Below are 12,671 nucleotides of genomic sequence, written 5' to 3'. Positions count from 1 at the left end.
GGGGCGAGGCGCGGTGCCGAGTGTGCCCCTCTCCTTCAGTCCGTGGCGAGCCTGGCCAGGACGCGTTGGAGTGCGCGGGAACGGTCACTGCCCGGTGGCACGTCGGCGAGGTGGGCACGCAGTTTCCGCACCGTACCGACGGAAACCTGGTCCGCCCCGATCTCGTCGATCGCACGTCCCAGCGCGTTGAACGCCCAGTACTTCACGAAGGGCAACGGTTCACGGACCGCGGCGTCGACGAGGGAGGCGAAGTGTGTCGGGTCGGGGACGGCGTGCAGGCGAGCCACGGAGGCCAGGCGCTGCCCGGGGTCGTCCGAGCTCAGCATGGCCTCGACGTCCAGTACGGCGACACGCGGCGTGACCCTCAACATCTCGGCGAAGACTCGCTCCTGCTCGGCGGTCCGAGCAGGGCCGCCGGGCACGGACTGCCGAAGCTCCGTGTAGTGGGTGGCGAGACGGTCCATCGTCCTTCGTGCCGCCGGAGCGTGCTCCGGCTCCGACCGGCCCTGTTCCCAGTCGCCGCTGCCCGCCGCCGCCAGGGCGACGCGGGCGTTGGCGCTGGCGCCGTCCACCTCCTGGTCCAGTCGCGCGGTGCGTTCCTCGTTGGCCTCGACGCGCCTGGCCAGCTGCCGATACGCCATGACCAGGCCACCTGGCAACTCGATGGTGTCGAAGATCCCGCCCAGCCACGGCGCCACAGCCACCACCAACAGCATCACCGTGATGGTGTCGATGGCGAGGTCCGGCCAGACCATGTGGGCCACCGCCAGGGCGACCGCTGCCCCCGACACGCACATCCCGATGAGGTGCCGACGCCTCCCCTGCGATGTCCCTTCCCGCCCCGACACGTCCCGCGACGGGCCCTGGGCGCCCTCCCCTTCGCTCATGCGGCCCAGTATCCCTTCCCGGCCCCTTCCCGTCGCCGCGGCTACCGCGCCGAAGGCAGGGGTCGCAGGCAGCACCGCCAGCGCCACCCGGATCAGCTCACAGCCCAGGAGAGCACCGCGGGTTCGGCGGCGACGTGATGCGCACGCAGGAAGGACGCCGTTGACGTCGCCACCAGGATCGAGCGCGACAAGCGTGCCCACCGTTACGCCAACCCGGATGCCGGACGGGAACCGCTCGGGACCTTCGTCCGGGAGTGGCGCGGGAGGATTCGCGTAGCTTGCGGCACACACCGCTCGATCACGGTCACGGTCAACCATTTACGGACATCTGACGCAGGACGGCGACGAGCACTGCCGTGAGGTGATGGACGCCGCCCTGCGCCGTTCCCCGTCACAACCTGCGCCTAGCAGATCCCGAGGTCCCGCAGGACGCGGCGCTGAGCTCGTGCCGGCGTGGCGGGGAAATAGATGTAGCAGACGCCGCCCGTACCGCTCCTGACCGCGCCGTTCTGGTCGTAGCGCTGGGTGCGAAGCCAGATATTCTCGAACTGGCGTCGCGGGTACACCCGGCGGACGGCGTCGTTGCTGGAGCTGGCCGGGTCGTTGGCGATCACGTCGCCGTCGTCGGTGAAGCCGATCACCGTCATCAGGTGGCCCGAGGTGCCGTAGCCGGCGCCGTCGAGTTCGGCCTCGTAGAAGGACTGCGAGGTGATCAGGGGGATGCCCGCCGCGATGAGGCGTTCGGCGTCGGCGAGGGAGGCGATGCGCGTCACCACGCCGCGCATGTCCCGGTACGTCGAGGCGTAGGCCACGTTGAACGGCCAGTTGCCGCAGCCCTCGTACTGGTAGTCGAAGGTGAAGCGTGCCGCGTGGCAGACCTGGGGGTCGTCGTAGTCGGGGTTGACCCAGGCGAGGTCCTCCTGCGAGGGGCGCCGCCCCCAGTACTCGATGATCATCTGCGAGGAGGTGGGGCTGCACCACGCCTCGCCGCCGTTGTCGTACTCCGGGTACCGGCCGACGTGGATGTTCTGGGAGTACCGCGGCACCTCGAGTTCGATGCCGGAGGCGACGCCGGGTGTGGTGGCGGGCACCTCGAAGCGGGCGGGCACGTCGGAGGTCATGGCGCCGAGTCGCCACACCTTCGGGGTGGCCCCGCCGCCGGGCGTGCGGTAGAGCGTGAGCCGCAGCCGGTAGCTCACCAGACGCAGGCCGCTGTCGGCGTCGTCGATGGCGAAGGTGTCGGTCCACACCGTGGACTTGCCGTCCTCCTGCCCGTCCACGGAGGTGCGGCGGATGTCGGCGTCTCCCGCGGCCCAGACCCCGAGGGTGTACCAGGGGGTGTCGGTGCCGTCGCTGTAGCGGCCGAGCATCTCCACGCGCAGGAAGCTGCCGGCCGGGGTGTCGGCGTTCCACGAGGCGATCAGTTCGGTGGCAGGGGTCGCGGCCTGGTGGGTGGGCGAGAGCCAGCTCGCGTACTCCCACGAGGCGGTCGTGCCGGTGTGCGGGTCGGTGTAGTCCACGGTGCCCTCGGGCGAGGCGAACACCACGCCGGGCCGGGTTCCGTCGACGACGGTCACGCCCCGTGCGGTGCCGCCGCGCCAGTCCCCGGCGGTGCTCCAGCCGTGGTACTCGATCGTCGAGTCGCTCCTGGGTCGGCGGCGGCGCGGTGCCGAGCCCGCGCCGGTGGTGCCGGCGTCGAGGGCGTCGGTGGCGTGGGCGGGGGCCGCGAACGAGGCGGCGGAGCCGCCGACCGCCGCGGCGACGGCGGCGGCGAGCACGGTGCGGCGGGGCGTCGTGGTCACGGTGATGGCCTCCTGATCGATTCCCTGCGGGGCACCACTATCGCCGCTGGACGCGGTGACGAGAAGTCATTGGCACGGGAACGCGCCGCGGCGATATTGGTGCAACCTCTGGCGCCGTTACGCTGGCGGTGTGACGCACCGCGCCCCGACGGCCCCCGATCCCGTGGTGCTCGCGGCGCGGCTGGCCGGGCTGGCGGCCCGCCTGCGGGCCACGTCGCCGTCCCTCGGGCCGGTGCGGCTGGTCGCGGTCGACGGGCACGCGGGCTCGGGCAAGAGCACCCTCGCCACGGCGCTGGCGGCCGCGCTCGGCGGGGCCCCCGTGATACGGCTGGACGACCTCGCGCGTCACGGGGAGCTCTTCGCGTGGACCGACCGCCTCACCACGCACGTCCTGGCGCCGCTCGCCCGCGGCGAGGTCGCGCGGTACCCGGTGTACGACTGGGAACGGCGCGCCGTCGCCCACACCGCCTGCTGCCCGCCCGCCCCCGTCGTGCTGCTGGAGGGCGTCGGCGCCGGGCGCCGGGCGCTGCGTCCGCACCTGTCGCGTCTGATCTGGGTCGACGTGCCCGCCGCCGAGGCGTGGGAGCGGGGCAGGCTGCGCGACGGGCCGCGGCAGGCGGCGTTCTGGCAGGTCTGGGAGCGCGCCGAGCGGCGGCACCTGGCTGATGATCCGTCAAGGCCCTTTGCGGATATCCTGATGAGGCCGAGGGGCGACCGCTACGACATGGACGAGGCCGGCCCGATCGACGACCACAGCGAAAGCGACGATGCCTGCGTGTGATTCCCTTCCGGCGCTGACGGCATGCGGCGCAGGATCCCGTGAGGGGGAGTCATGACGAGTCCCGGGCCACACGGGGTCCCCGACCCGCACGCGTCGGCGGCCGACCTGGCCTGGCTGCGTGGCATGGACGCGTACACGGCCGCGGCCTACGCGGAGGCCGAGGAGGGCTTCCGCTCGGCGGTCCGCCAGGATCCCGGCATGGCCGACGCCTGGCTCGGGCTGCACGCCCTGCGCGCCGACGTGCCCACGGCCCTCCAGCAGATGTACCGCAACCGCGAGCGCTTCGGCGAGCAGCGCGCCCGCTACGGCCGTCCGCTGAGCTCCTGGTACTGGCTGGGCTGGTGGGTGCAGCCCGTGCTGGAGACCGGGCGTGACCTGCTGCTGGCCCACGCCTCGCAGCTGCTGGACGGCCGGCGGATGCCGGAGCTCGACCTGGCGCTCGCGGCCTGCCCGCCGCCGCAGAACGACCCCTACACCCGTTTCCTGTACGCCTGCCGCAGCTACCTCGCCAAGGACTGGGAAGCGCTGTTCCGCTTCACCTCCACGCTCGTCGACGACCCGCAGCTGGGTGTGGAGGCCGGCCTCTTCGCCGGCATGGCGCGGGTGAGGCTGGAGATGTACGACCAGGCGGAGCCGCTGCTGGCCGCCGCCCTCATGCGGTGTCGCACGGAGCAGCCGCAGCGCAAGGAGCTGCGGTACTGGCTGGCGCGGGCCCGGGAGGGCAGCGGGCGCAGCGCCTCGGCGCTGGCCCTGTACCGCGCCGTGCACCAGGTCGACCCGGAGTTCATGGATCTCGTGGAGCGGATCGCCGCGCTCACCGAGGAGGATCCCGACGCCGCCCAGCTCCTCGCCGACGCGACGGCGGACCCGTCGGTGCCGGCCGGGCTGCTGGACGCGCCGCTGACCTTCGGGGGCGACGTGCCGGCCGCCGGCACGCCCCAGGCCCCGGGCTCGCCGCCCTACGACCCCGTCGGCGTGAGCCCGCCGGTGACGCCGGAGCCGGCCCCGGGGCGGCGCGTCGTCTCCCCCACGACCGCCGCCGGGTCGGGCGTCCACGGGCCGGCCGGGGGCGGCGGCGCGGCCGGCGGGCCGCCCGCCGGTGACGCCGCGCTGTTGGAGAGCTCCCTGCGGGAGCTGGAGCGCATGGTCGGTCTCGAGCCCGTCAAGGAGCAGGTGCGGGCCATGTCCGCGCAGCTGCGGATGGCGCGGCTGCGGTCCGGGCAGGGGCTTCCGGTGCAGCCGCCGAAGCGGCACTTCGTGTTCTCCGGTCCCTCGGGGACGGGGAAGACGACCGTGGCCCGGATCCTCGGACGCATATTCCACGCGTTGGGGGTGCTCGCCCACGACCGGCTGGTGGAGGCCCAACGCGCCGACCTGGTCGGGGAGTTCCTCGGGCAGACGGCGGTGAAGGCCAACCGGCTGATCGACTCGGCGCTGGGCGGGGTGCTCTTCGTCGACGAGGCCTACAGCCTGGTCCACTCCGGGTACAGCAAGGGTGACGCCTACGGCGACGAGGCGCTCCAGGTGCTGCTGAAGCGGGCGGAGGACAGCCGCGAGCACCTGGTGGTCATCCTCGCCGGGTACCCGGAGGGCATGGACCGGCTGCTCGCGGCCAACCCGGGCCTCGGCTCACGGTTCGCCACGCGCGTCGAGTTCCCGAGCTTCCGGCCGCGGGAGCTGACCGCGATCGGCGAGCTGGTGGCGGAGGAGCAGGGCGACGTGTGGGACGCGGAGGCGCTGGAGGAGCTGCACAGCATCAGCGAGCACGTCGTCGCCGAGGGGTGGATCGACGAGCTGGGCAACGGGCGCTTCCTGCGGACGCTGTACGAGTCCAGCTGCGCCTTCCGCGACGTGCGCCTGGCGGACTGGGCCACCCCGCCGACACGGGAGGAGCTCGCCACGCTGCGGCTGCCCGACCTGATGCAGGCCTACGGCGAGGTGCTGGCCGGGCGGCCGCGGGGACAGGCCGAGGACGGCGGCCCGCCGGAGGCGGGCGGGCTCCACGCGCCGGACCTGCCCTGACATCGCGGTGGACGGTGGATGGCGGACGGACGGCGCGGTGGAGCGGTGGGGTCAGGTGTCGGCGTCCGGCGGCGCCGAGCCGTAGATCTCGACGAGGGCCCGCAGCGTGCGCGCGTCGGCCACGGCGCGGCTGCGTGCCAGGCCGGGCTGGATGGCCATCACGGCGAGGGTGGTGCCGTCGGCCAGGTCCAGCGTCACCCAGGGGTCGCCGCGGCGGAGCGTGACGCGCAGGATCTCGGGCCAGGCGAGGCAGCGGCGGGTGGTGAGGTTGATGACGGTGACGCCGTCCCTGTCGGCGACGGCCTTGGGACGGCTGAGCAACGTCAGCACGCCGCAGGCCAGCAGGCCGCTGGCGCTGACGGCGACGCGGTCACCGAAGGACCAGCTCACGGCGCCCTTCGCCGGCAGCAGCACGGCCACGAGGGTGAGGACGAGGAAGGTGACGACGCCGACGGTCATCAGCACGAGCCGGGTCACGACCGGACGGAACGTGACCGGCAACTCGGGAGGCCGCACGGGCCCTGGCGACGTCACGGGCGCGTCACAGCCGCGCTGCGTGGATGCCCGTGGTGAGGATGGCGCGGGCACCGAGGTCGTAGAGCTCGTCCATGACCCGCTGGGCGTCCCGCACCGGAACCATGGAGCGGACCGCGACCCAGCCCTTGTCGTGCAGGGGGGAGACGGTGGGCGACTCCAGCCCCGGGGTGAGGGCGACGGCCCGGTCGACCAGTTCGGCCCGGATGTCGTAGTCCATCATCACGTACCGGCGGGCGACCAGGACGCCCTGGAGGCGTCTGAGGAACTGCTGGGCCCTGCCGTTGTGCACCTCCACGCCCGCCCGGTGGATGACCACCGCCTCGGACTGGAGGACCGGCTCGCCGATGACCTCCAGCCCGGCGTTGCGCAGCGTCGTGCCGGTCTCGACGACGTCGGCGATGACCTCGGCGACCCCGAGCTGGATCGCCGTCTCGACGGCGCCGTCGAGGGGGACGACGGAGGCCTGCACGCCGTGCTCGGCGAGGTGGCGGGTGACGAGCCCGGCGAAGGAGGTGGCGATCGACAGGCCGCCGAACTCGCGCACGTCGCGGACGGTGCCGGGCCGGGCGGCGTAGCGCAGCGTGGAGGCGCCGAAGCCGAGCTCCATGATCTCCTCGGCGGCGGCGCCGGAGTCCAGCAGCAGGTCCCGCCCCGTGATGCCGATGTCGAGGGTGCCGGAACCGACGTAGGTGGCGATGTCGCGGGGCCGGAGGTAGAAGAACTCGACCTGGTTGTCCGCGTCGATCAGCGCCAGCTCGCGGCGGTCCTTGCGCTGCCGGTAGCCGGCCTCGTGGAGCATCGCCGAGGCGGGCTCGGAGAGGGTTCCCTTGTTCGGGACGGCGATGCGCAGCATGGACGGCGTTCCTTTGCGGTGCTGGTGCGGGTGTCTTCGGCGGTCGGCGGCCGTGCCCGGTGGCCGTGCTCGTCGGTCGTCGGTCGTCGGTGTCGAAGGATCAGAGACGAGCGTATACGTCGTCCAGGGAGATGCCGCGTGCGACCATCATCACCTGCACGTGGTACAGGAGTTGGGAGATCTCCTCGGCGGCCCGGTCGGCGCCCTCGTGCTCGGCGGCCATCCACACCTCGGCGGCCTCCTCGACGATCTTCTTGCCGATGGAGTGCACACCGGCCGCGACCAGCTCTGCGGTGCGGGAGGTCGCGGGGTCACCGGTGGCCGCCTTCTGCTGAAGCTCGGCGAAGAGGGCGTCGAATGTCTTGTGAGCCATGGTGGCTCTTACCCTACGGGGTGCGCGGCCTCCGACCGGGTCCGGGGCCCCGCGGTGGGACGGAGCGCACGCAGTGTGACGGCTGTGGCGACGGCGGCGGTGACGGCCTCGTGTCCCTTGTCCTCGACGGAGCCGGGCAGGCCGGCCCGGTCCAGGGCCTGTTCCTCGGTGTCGCAGGTCAGCACGCCGAAGCCAACGGGAACCCCGGTGGTGACGCTGACCTGGGTCAGTCCCTGGGTGACGCCCTGGCACACGTAGTCGAAGTGCGGGGTCCCGCCGCGGATGACGACGCCCAGGGCGACGACGGCGTCGTGCCCCTCCGCCGCGAGGGCGCGGGCGGCGACCGGCAGCTCGAAGCTGCCGGGCACGCGGACGAGGGTCGGCTCGGGGACGCCGAGGTCCTCGAGCGCGCGGAGGGCCCCGGCGAGCAGGCCGTCCATCACGGTCGTGTGCCACTGCGCGGCCACGACGGCGACACGCAGCGCCTCGCCACCGCGCACGGTCAGTTCTGGAGCGCCCTTGCCACTCACGGTCGTTTCTCTCCTCGGGGGTGTGGTGCGGTGTCGGTTCGCGTTGGTTCTTCGCGTTGGTTCGGCTGCTTCGGCGGCGCGTGGGGGGGCGGTCGGCCGACCGCGTCGGGCTCGGGGCCGCGACGGCCGGGCCGCCGCCCTCGCTACTGGTTGCCGCAGGCCGGGACGGGGGCCGGATCGAGCCACGGCAGGTCGTGGCCCATGCGGTCCCGCTTGGTCCGCAGGTAGCGCAGGTTGTGCTCGCCGGCGGGGGCGGGCATCGGCTCCCGGTCGGTGACGCGCAGGCCGTGGCGGAGCAGTGCCGCGGTCTTGGCGGGGTTGTTCGTCATCAGCCGCACGGAGCGGACGCCGAGGTCGATGAGTATGCGCGCGCCGGCCGCGTAGTCGCGGGCGTCGGCGGGCAGGCCGAGCTCCAGGTTGGCGTCGAGGGTGTCCCGGCCGCGTTCCTGGAGCTCGTAGGCGCGCAGCTTGGACAGCAGGCCGATGCCGCGGCCCTCGTGTCCGCGCAGGTAGAGCACGACGCCGCGGCCCTCGTCGCGGACGCGCTCCAGCGAGGCGGCGAGCTGGGGGCCGCAGTCGCAGCGCCGCGAGCCGAAGACGTCGCCGGTCAGGCACTCGGAGTGGACGCGGACCAGCACGTCCTCGCCGTCGCCGAGGTCGCCGGCGACCAGGGCGACGTGCTCCACGCCGTCGGTCGCGACACGGTAGCCGTGGGCGACGAACTCGCCGTGGCTGGTGGGCAGCACGGTGGACGCCTCGCGGCGGACCGCGGGGCTGTCCACGGGCGCCTCGCCGTTCTCCCGCCGGTGGGCGATCAGCTGCTCGATGGAGATCAGCGCGAGGCCGTGGCGGCGGGCGAACGTCGTGAGCTCCGGAAGCCGGAGCATGGTGCCGTCCTCGGCGGCGATCTCCACGACGACGCCGGCGGGGCGCAGCCCAGCCATGCGGGTCAGGTCCACGGCGGCCTCGGTGTGCCCGGGGCGGGTGAGCACGCCGCCGGGCTGGGCGCGCAGCGGGAAGACGTGGCCCGGACGGCTGAAGTCGCCCGGCGTGGCGTCGGGGTCGGCCAGCAGCCGGAGGGTGGCCGCCCGGTCGGCGGCGGAGATGCCGGTGGTGACGCCGTGGGACGGGGCGGCGTCCACGGAGACGGTGAACGCGGTGGCCATCGCCTCGGTGTTCTGCTGGACCATCTGCGGCAGCTCCAGCCGGTCGAGGTCCTCGGGCGCCATGGGGGCGCAGATCAGCCCGCGGCACTGGCTCATCATGAACGCCACGATCTCGGGGGTGATCAGCTCGGCGGCGATGACGAGGTCGCCCTCGTTCTCCCGGCTGGCGCTGTCGACCACCACGACGGGGCGACCGCGCGCGATGTCGGCCACGGCGCGCTCGACCGTGTCGTACACGGACTCGCTCCCGCTCAGGGCCTCGGGGTCGGCGGTCAGGGCCTCGGGGTCGGGGGTGGCGAGCGCCGCGTCGGTGCGGGCGGTGTCGGTGAGCGCGTCGGGGTGCGAGGTGGTGGTCATGCGGTGGCTCCGTCCGGGGCGGGGGTGGTGAGGGCGGTCGGCGTGAACCGGCGGGACTGCAGCCACCAGGCGCGCATCCCCCACAGCACGAGGCCGAGGTAGACCAGGTAGACCAGACCGGAGAAGGGCAGGCCGCTGTCGAAGGCCAGGGGGACGCCGACGACGTCGACCAGCAGCCAGGCGAACCAGAACTCCACCAGGCCGCGGGCCTGGGCGACCATGGCCACCAGGGTGCCGACGAAGATGTACGCGTCGGGCCAGGGGTTCCAGGACAGCGAGGGGAAGGCGGTGAACAGGCCGCCGACGGCCAGGGTGCCGACCGCGGCGCCCGTCGCGAGGGCGGCCCGCTCGGGCCAGGTGGCGAAACGGACGGCGATCTGCCCGTCGCCGGAGTCCTGACGGCCCCGGTGCCACTGCCGCCAGCCCCACACGGCGACGGTGATGACCAGCAACTGCTTGCCCACTCCCCCACCGAGCTGGGCGGAGGCGTAGGCGGCGACGAGGATGGCGCCGGAGAGCAGCTGCACGGGCCAGGTGGCCACCGAGCGGCGCCAGCCCAGGGCGAGGGCTGCCAGGCCCGCGAGGTTGCCGACGATGTCGGACCAGATGACGTGCTGTCCGAACGCCGAGAACGCGGTGCCGTTGAGGGTGTGGTCGAGGGCGTCCACCACGCTCATCGGGAGGTCACCTCGTCGGGCGAGGGCTGGCGGTCGGCCTCGCGGTGGGCCAGCAGGCTCTCGACGTACTTGCCGACGATGTCGGTCTCCAGGTTGACGACCGAGCCCAGCCGGTGCCGTCCGAGGGTGGTCAGCTGGAGCGTGGTCGGGATGAGCCCGACGGTGAAGTGGTCCCCCGCGGCGCTGACGACGGTGAGGCTCACGCCGTCGACCGTGATGGAGCCCTTCTCCACCACGTACCGGGCCAGGTTGGCGGGCAGCGAGAACGCGACGGTGTCCCAGTGCTCGCCGGGGGTGCGGCTCAGGAGGGTGCCGGTGCCGTCGACGTGCCCCTGCACCAGGTGTCCGCCGAGCCGGCCGCCGAGCCTCGTGGGGCGTTCGAGGTTGACGCGGTCGCCGGGGGCGAGGTGGCCGAGGTTGGAGCGGTTCAGCGTCTCGGCCATGACGTCGGCGGTGAAGCCGTCGTCGTCGGTCTCGACGACGGTCAAGCAGACCCCGTTGACCGCGATCGAGTCTCCGTGGACGGCGCCCTCGGTGACGAGGGGGGCGCGCAGCCGCAGCCGCGCCGAGTCACCGTGGCGGGTCAGAGCGGCGACCTCGCCCAGTTCTTCGATGATTCCCGTGAACACTCACGACTCCTTGGGGTGGTGGAAACGCCGGGACCCTCGCGGCCGCCCCGACGGCGGGGGGACCGACGGCGGGGGGAGGGGCACGGCGGCGGGGGCGCGGCGGCGCGCTGCCGGTGCGGAGGCGGGAGCGCCCGCGGGCCCCGTGGGCCCGGCGGGTTCGGCGAGGGCCGGGACCGGGGCCGGCGCGGTGCGTCGGCGGGGACGACCCGGCGTCACGGGGGAACGGAATGGCGCGGCGTGTGGGGACTGCGGGAGCGGCGGGGCCGTGAGGGCCGTCGCGCTCGTCGCCGCGGGGTGATCCGCCACCGGAACCTGTCTCCTGCCTGTCAGGCACGGCTCCGGGGCGCTTCGAGGACAGGACGGGGCGGTGGCCGGCACGGGGGCGCGTGATCGACGCGACGGACCGCCCTGGGACGGGATCCGACGACCGCGGCATGGCCGGAACCGCTCCGCCGCGCACTGCCTCCCATCCGGACTTTCACCGTCGGTCCAGGAATTCCACCTGGTCAACCGGCCGCTGGCTGCGGCCGGGTCGCGGACTGTTACCGCCGGTTCGGACTTTCACCGACCCCGGAGTGCGCTACGTCGCTGGTACGCCTTTCAGTGTGCCACGGTCGGCCGGAAGGCGTGTCGGCCTGTGGGGGGCGTCACAGGCCCTGGCGGGCGGTGCCGGCCGGGTCGAACAGGTCCCGCCGGGCGGCGTCGAGGGCGGTGAGCAGCGCGCCGTGGAGCACGGGGTTGCCGGCGACGGCCGCCGGGCGCACGACGGTGGTCAGGGGGGAGAGCGTGGCGAGGCGCCGGTGGACCCGGGAGGACAGGGCGTCTCCCCCGGCGCGGCCGATCTCGCCGCCGAGCACGACACAGCCGGGGTCGAGGACGGCCGTCACGGCCGCGGCGGCGACGGCGAGCCGTTCCGCGAGCGTGTCGAGGAAGCCCTCGGCGCCGGCTCCGGCGCCCTCCGCCGCCGGCTCCGGCCCGGCCACCGGCCCCGACGTCGGCTCCGGCCGCGGTTCGGGGAGCGGCTGAGCCGCGTCGGCCACCTCGCGCAGCAGCGCGGCGACGGCCTCCGCGTCCGGGCCGGCCGGCGTCAGCCCGTGCCGACGGGCCAGTGCGGCGACGGCGACGGCGGAGACCAGGACGTGGAGCCCGTCCTGGCAGTCCGAGCGGGAGGGCAGGCCGCCGGTCCCCGGCACCGGCATGAAGCCGATCTCGCCCGCGCCGCCCGAGGCGCCACGCCGCAGCCGCCCGTCGAGCACCACGCCGGCTCCGATGCCCTCCCCCAGCCACATGAGGACGAAGGTGTCGTGGTCGCGGCCGGCGCCGAGCCGGTGCTCGGCGATGGCGGCGAGGTTGACCTCGTTCTCCAGCACCACGGGGGCGCCGAGCCGCTGCCGCAGCGCGGTGAGCAGCTCGGCGTGCCAGCCCGGGAGGTCGCCGGTGGCGCGCAGCGCGCCGGTCGTGGGGTCGGCGAGGCCGGGGGCGCCGACGACGGCGGTGTGCAGGGAGCGCACCCCGGCGCGGCGCAGGGCCTCGTGGAGGGCGGTCATGGCGGCGTCGACGATCTCGTCCTCGCCGAGCCGCCCGTCGGCTCCCGCCGTGAGCGTCGCCTCCGCCACCGTCTCCCCCGCCAGGTCGGCGAGGGTGAACGAGACGCCGCCGGTGCGCACGTCGAGGGCGGCGACGTGGGCGCGGTCGGCGACGAGGCCGAACAGCCGCGCGTTGGGGCCGCGACGTTGGGCGCCGGTCTCGCCGACGACGGCGACCAGACCGTCGCGCCCCAGGCGTTCCAGCAGGTCGGCCACGCTCGGCCGGGACAGGCCGGTCAGCTCCCGCAGCTGACCGGCGGTCAACGGGCCGCGTTCCGCGAGGAGGCCGAGGGCGATGCGGTCGTTGATGGCGCGGGCGGTGCGGGGGGACGCGGTGCGCGTGGTGGGCATGGGCGCATCCTCGCCGGGGAGGTCGGGCAGTACCAAAACAGCTTTCTATTAGGAAGCCTTCCTGATAATATCAGGCCACCCTGCCAGACCTCTCCGAGGGATGCCCGCCATGCCCACCTC

Annotated in this window: 12 protein-coding genes and 1 riboswitch; of the genes, 2 read left to right on the top strand and 10 right to left on the bottom strand. The window is 74.0% G+C overall.

All coding sequences use genetic code 11. The features are described 5' to 3' along the window. Nucleotides 1-35: 35 nt before the first annotated feature. Entirely contained in the window at nucleotides 36-887 is an 852-nt protein-coding gene (locus tag ACTWP5_RS12410; RefSeq protein WP_443220929.1) for a hypothetical protein, read from the bottom strand. Nucleotides 888-1,291: 404 nt separating this feature from the next. Further along, on the bottom strand, nucleotides 1,292-2,695 hold the full coding sequence (locus tag ACTWP5_RS12405) for a peptidase C39 family protein (RefSeq protein WP_443221058.1): 1,404 nt from the start codon (nucleotides 2,693-2,695) through the stop codon (nucleotides 1,292-1,294). 124 nt (nucleotides 2,696-2,819) lie between these two features. On the opposite strand from ACTWP5_RS12405, the gene ACTWP5_RS12400 reads away from it, so the two are divergent. Further along, nucleotides 2,820-3,470 (top strand): uridine kinase family protein, encoded by a 651-nt coding sequence (locus ACTWP5_RS12400; protein ID WP_443220928.1) that lies wholly within the window; start codon nucleotides 2,820-2,822, stop codon nucleotides 3,468-3,470. 51 nt (nucleotides 3,471-3,521) lie between these two features. Continuing rightward, nucleotides 3,522-5,492: an AAA family ATPase gene (locus tag ACTWP5_RS12395; protein WP_443220927.1), complete on the top strand. Its 1,971-nt coding sequence runs from the start codon at nucleotides 3,522-3,524 to the stop codon at nucleotides 5,490-5,492. Between the two features lie 51 nt (nucleotides 5,493-5,543). Here the strand turns inward: ACTWP5_RS12395 and ACTWP5_RS12390 are convergent, their stop codons facing one another. The 8 genes from ACTWP5_RS12390 to ACTWP5_RS12355 all read right to left on the bottom strand — a co-directional run bounded on the left by ACTWP5_RS12390 (nucleotide 5,544) and on the right by ACTWP5_RS12355 (nucleotide 12,551). Then, nucleotides 5,544-6,080, bottom strand: a complete 537-nt coding sequence (locus tag ACTWP5_RS12390) for a PH domain-containing protein (protein WP_443220926.1) — start codon at nucleotides 6,078-6,080, stop codon at nucleotides 5,544-5,546. Continuing rightward, nucleotides 6,034-6,882, bottom strand: coding sequence for an ATP phosphoribosyltransferase (gene hisG / locus ACTWP5_RS12385; RefSeq protein ID WP_443220925.1), 849 nt, complete (start codon nucleotides 6,880-6,882; stop codon nucleotides 6,034-6,036). Before hisG ends, ACTWP5_RS12390 begins: the two co-directional genes overlap by 47 nt. A gap of 100 nt (nucleotides 6,883-6,982) precedes the next feature. After that, complete coding sequence (locus ACTWP5_RS12380) at nucleotides 6,983-7,255, bottom strand: phosphoribosyl-ATP diphosphatase (RefSeq protein ID WP_443220924.1); 273 nt, start codon at nucleotides 7,253-7,255, stop codon at nucleotides 6,983-6,985. A gap of 8 nt (nucleotides 7,256-7,263) precedes the next feature. After that, nucleotides 7,264-7,785, bottom strand: coding sequence for a 6,7-dimethyl-8-ribityllumazine synthase (gene ribH, locus ACTWP5_RS12375; RefSeq protein ID WP_443220923.1), 522 nt, complete (start codon nucleotides 7,783-7,785; stop codon nucleotides 7,264-7,266). 143 nt (nucleotides 7,786-7,928) lie between these two features. Beyond that, nucleotides 7,929-9,308 (bottom strand): bifunctional 3,4-dihydroxy-2-butanone-4-phosphate synthase/GTP cyclohydrolase II, encoded by a 1,380-nt coding sequence (locus ACTWP5_RS12370; RefSeq protein ID WP_443220922.1) that lies wholly within the window; start codon nucleotides 9,306-9,308, stop codon nucleotides 7,929-7,931. Further along, on the bottom strand, nucleotides 9,305-9,985 hold the full coding sequence (locus ACTWP5_RS12365) for a nicotinamide mononucleotide transporter family protein (protein WP_443220921.1): 681 nt from the start codon (nucleotides 9,983-9,985) through the stop codon (nucleotides 9,305-9,307). The genes ACTWP5_RS12370 and ACTWP5_RS12365 overlap by 4 nt, the downstream gene beginning before the upstream one ends. Then, nucleotides 9,982-10,614 carry a riboflavin synthase gene (locus tag ACTWP5_RS12360; RefSeq protein ID WP_443220920.1) on the bottom strand — a complete coding sequence of 211 codons (633 nt, stop codon included), beginning with the start codon at nucleotides 10,612-10,614 and terminating at the stop codon, nucleotides 9,982-9,984. The genes ACTWP5_RS12365 and ACTWP5_RS12360 overlap by 4 nt, the downstream gene beginning before the upstream one ends. A gap of 452 nt (nucleotides 10,615-11,066) precedes the next feature. Continuing rightward, nucleotides 11,067-11,197, bottom strand: a riboswitch (FMN riboswitch). A gap of 64 nt (nucleotides 11,198-11,261) precedes the next feature. Then, complete coding sequence (locus tag ACTWP5_RS12355; RefSeq protein WP_443220919.1) at nucleotides 11,262-12,551, bottom strand: ROK family transcriptional regulator; 1,290 nt, start codon at nucleotides 12,549-12,551, stop codon at nucleotides 11,262-11,264. Between the last annotated feature and the right edge of the window lie 120 nt (nucleotides 12,552-12,671).

The organism is Streptomyces sp. 4N509B, assembly GCF_052245655.1.
Lineage (GTDB): Bacteria > Actinomycetota > Actinomycetes > Streptomycetales > Streptomycetaceae > Streptomyces.
Note: the sequence above shows the minus strand (reverse complement) of the source record. Positions and strands in the feature narration are given on the sequence as shown.

What these genes read in the sequence shown, in the direction of transcription:
- hisG (WP_443220925.1), bottom strand. Translation starts at nt 6,882, where the DNA reads ATGCTGCGCATCGCCGTCCCGAACAAGGGAACCCTCTCCGAGCCCGCC.
- ACTWP5_RS12410 (WP_443220929.1), bottom strand. Translation starts at nt 887, where the DNA reads ATGAGCGAAGGGGAGGGCGCCCAGGGCCCGTCGCGGGACGTGTCGGGG.
- ACTWP5_RS12365 (WP_443220921.1), bottom strand. Translation starts at nt 9,985, where the DNA reads ATGAGCGTGGTGGACGCCCTCGACCACACCCTCAACGGCACCGCGTTC.
- ACTWP5_RS12370 (WP_443220922.1), bottom strand. Translation starts at nt 9,308, where the DNA reads ATGACCACCACCTCGCACCCCGACGCGCTCACCGACACCGCCCGCACC.
- ACTWP5_RS12395 (WP_443220927.1), top strand. Translation starts at nt 3,522, where the DNA reads ATGACGAGTCCCGGGCCACACGGGGTCCCCGACCCGCACGCGTCGGCG.
- ACTWP5_RS12355 (WP_443220919.1), bottom strand. Translation starts at nt 12,551, where the DNA reads ATGCCCACCACGCGCACCGCGTCCCCCCGCACCGCCCGCGCCATCAAC.
- ACTWP5_RS12380 (WP_443220924.1), bottom strand. Translation starts at nt 7,255, where the DNA reads ATGGCTCACAAGACATTCGACGCCCTCTTCGCCGAGCTTCAGCAGAAG.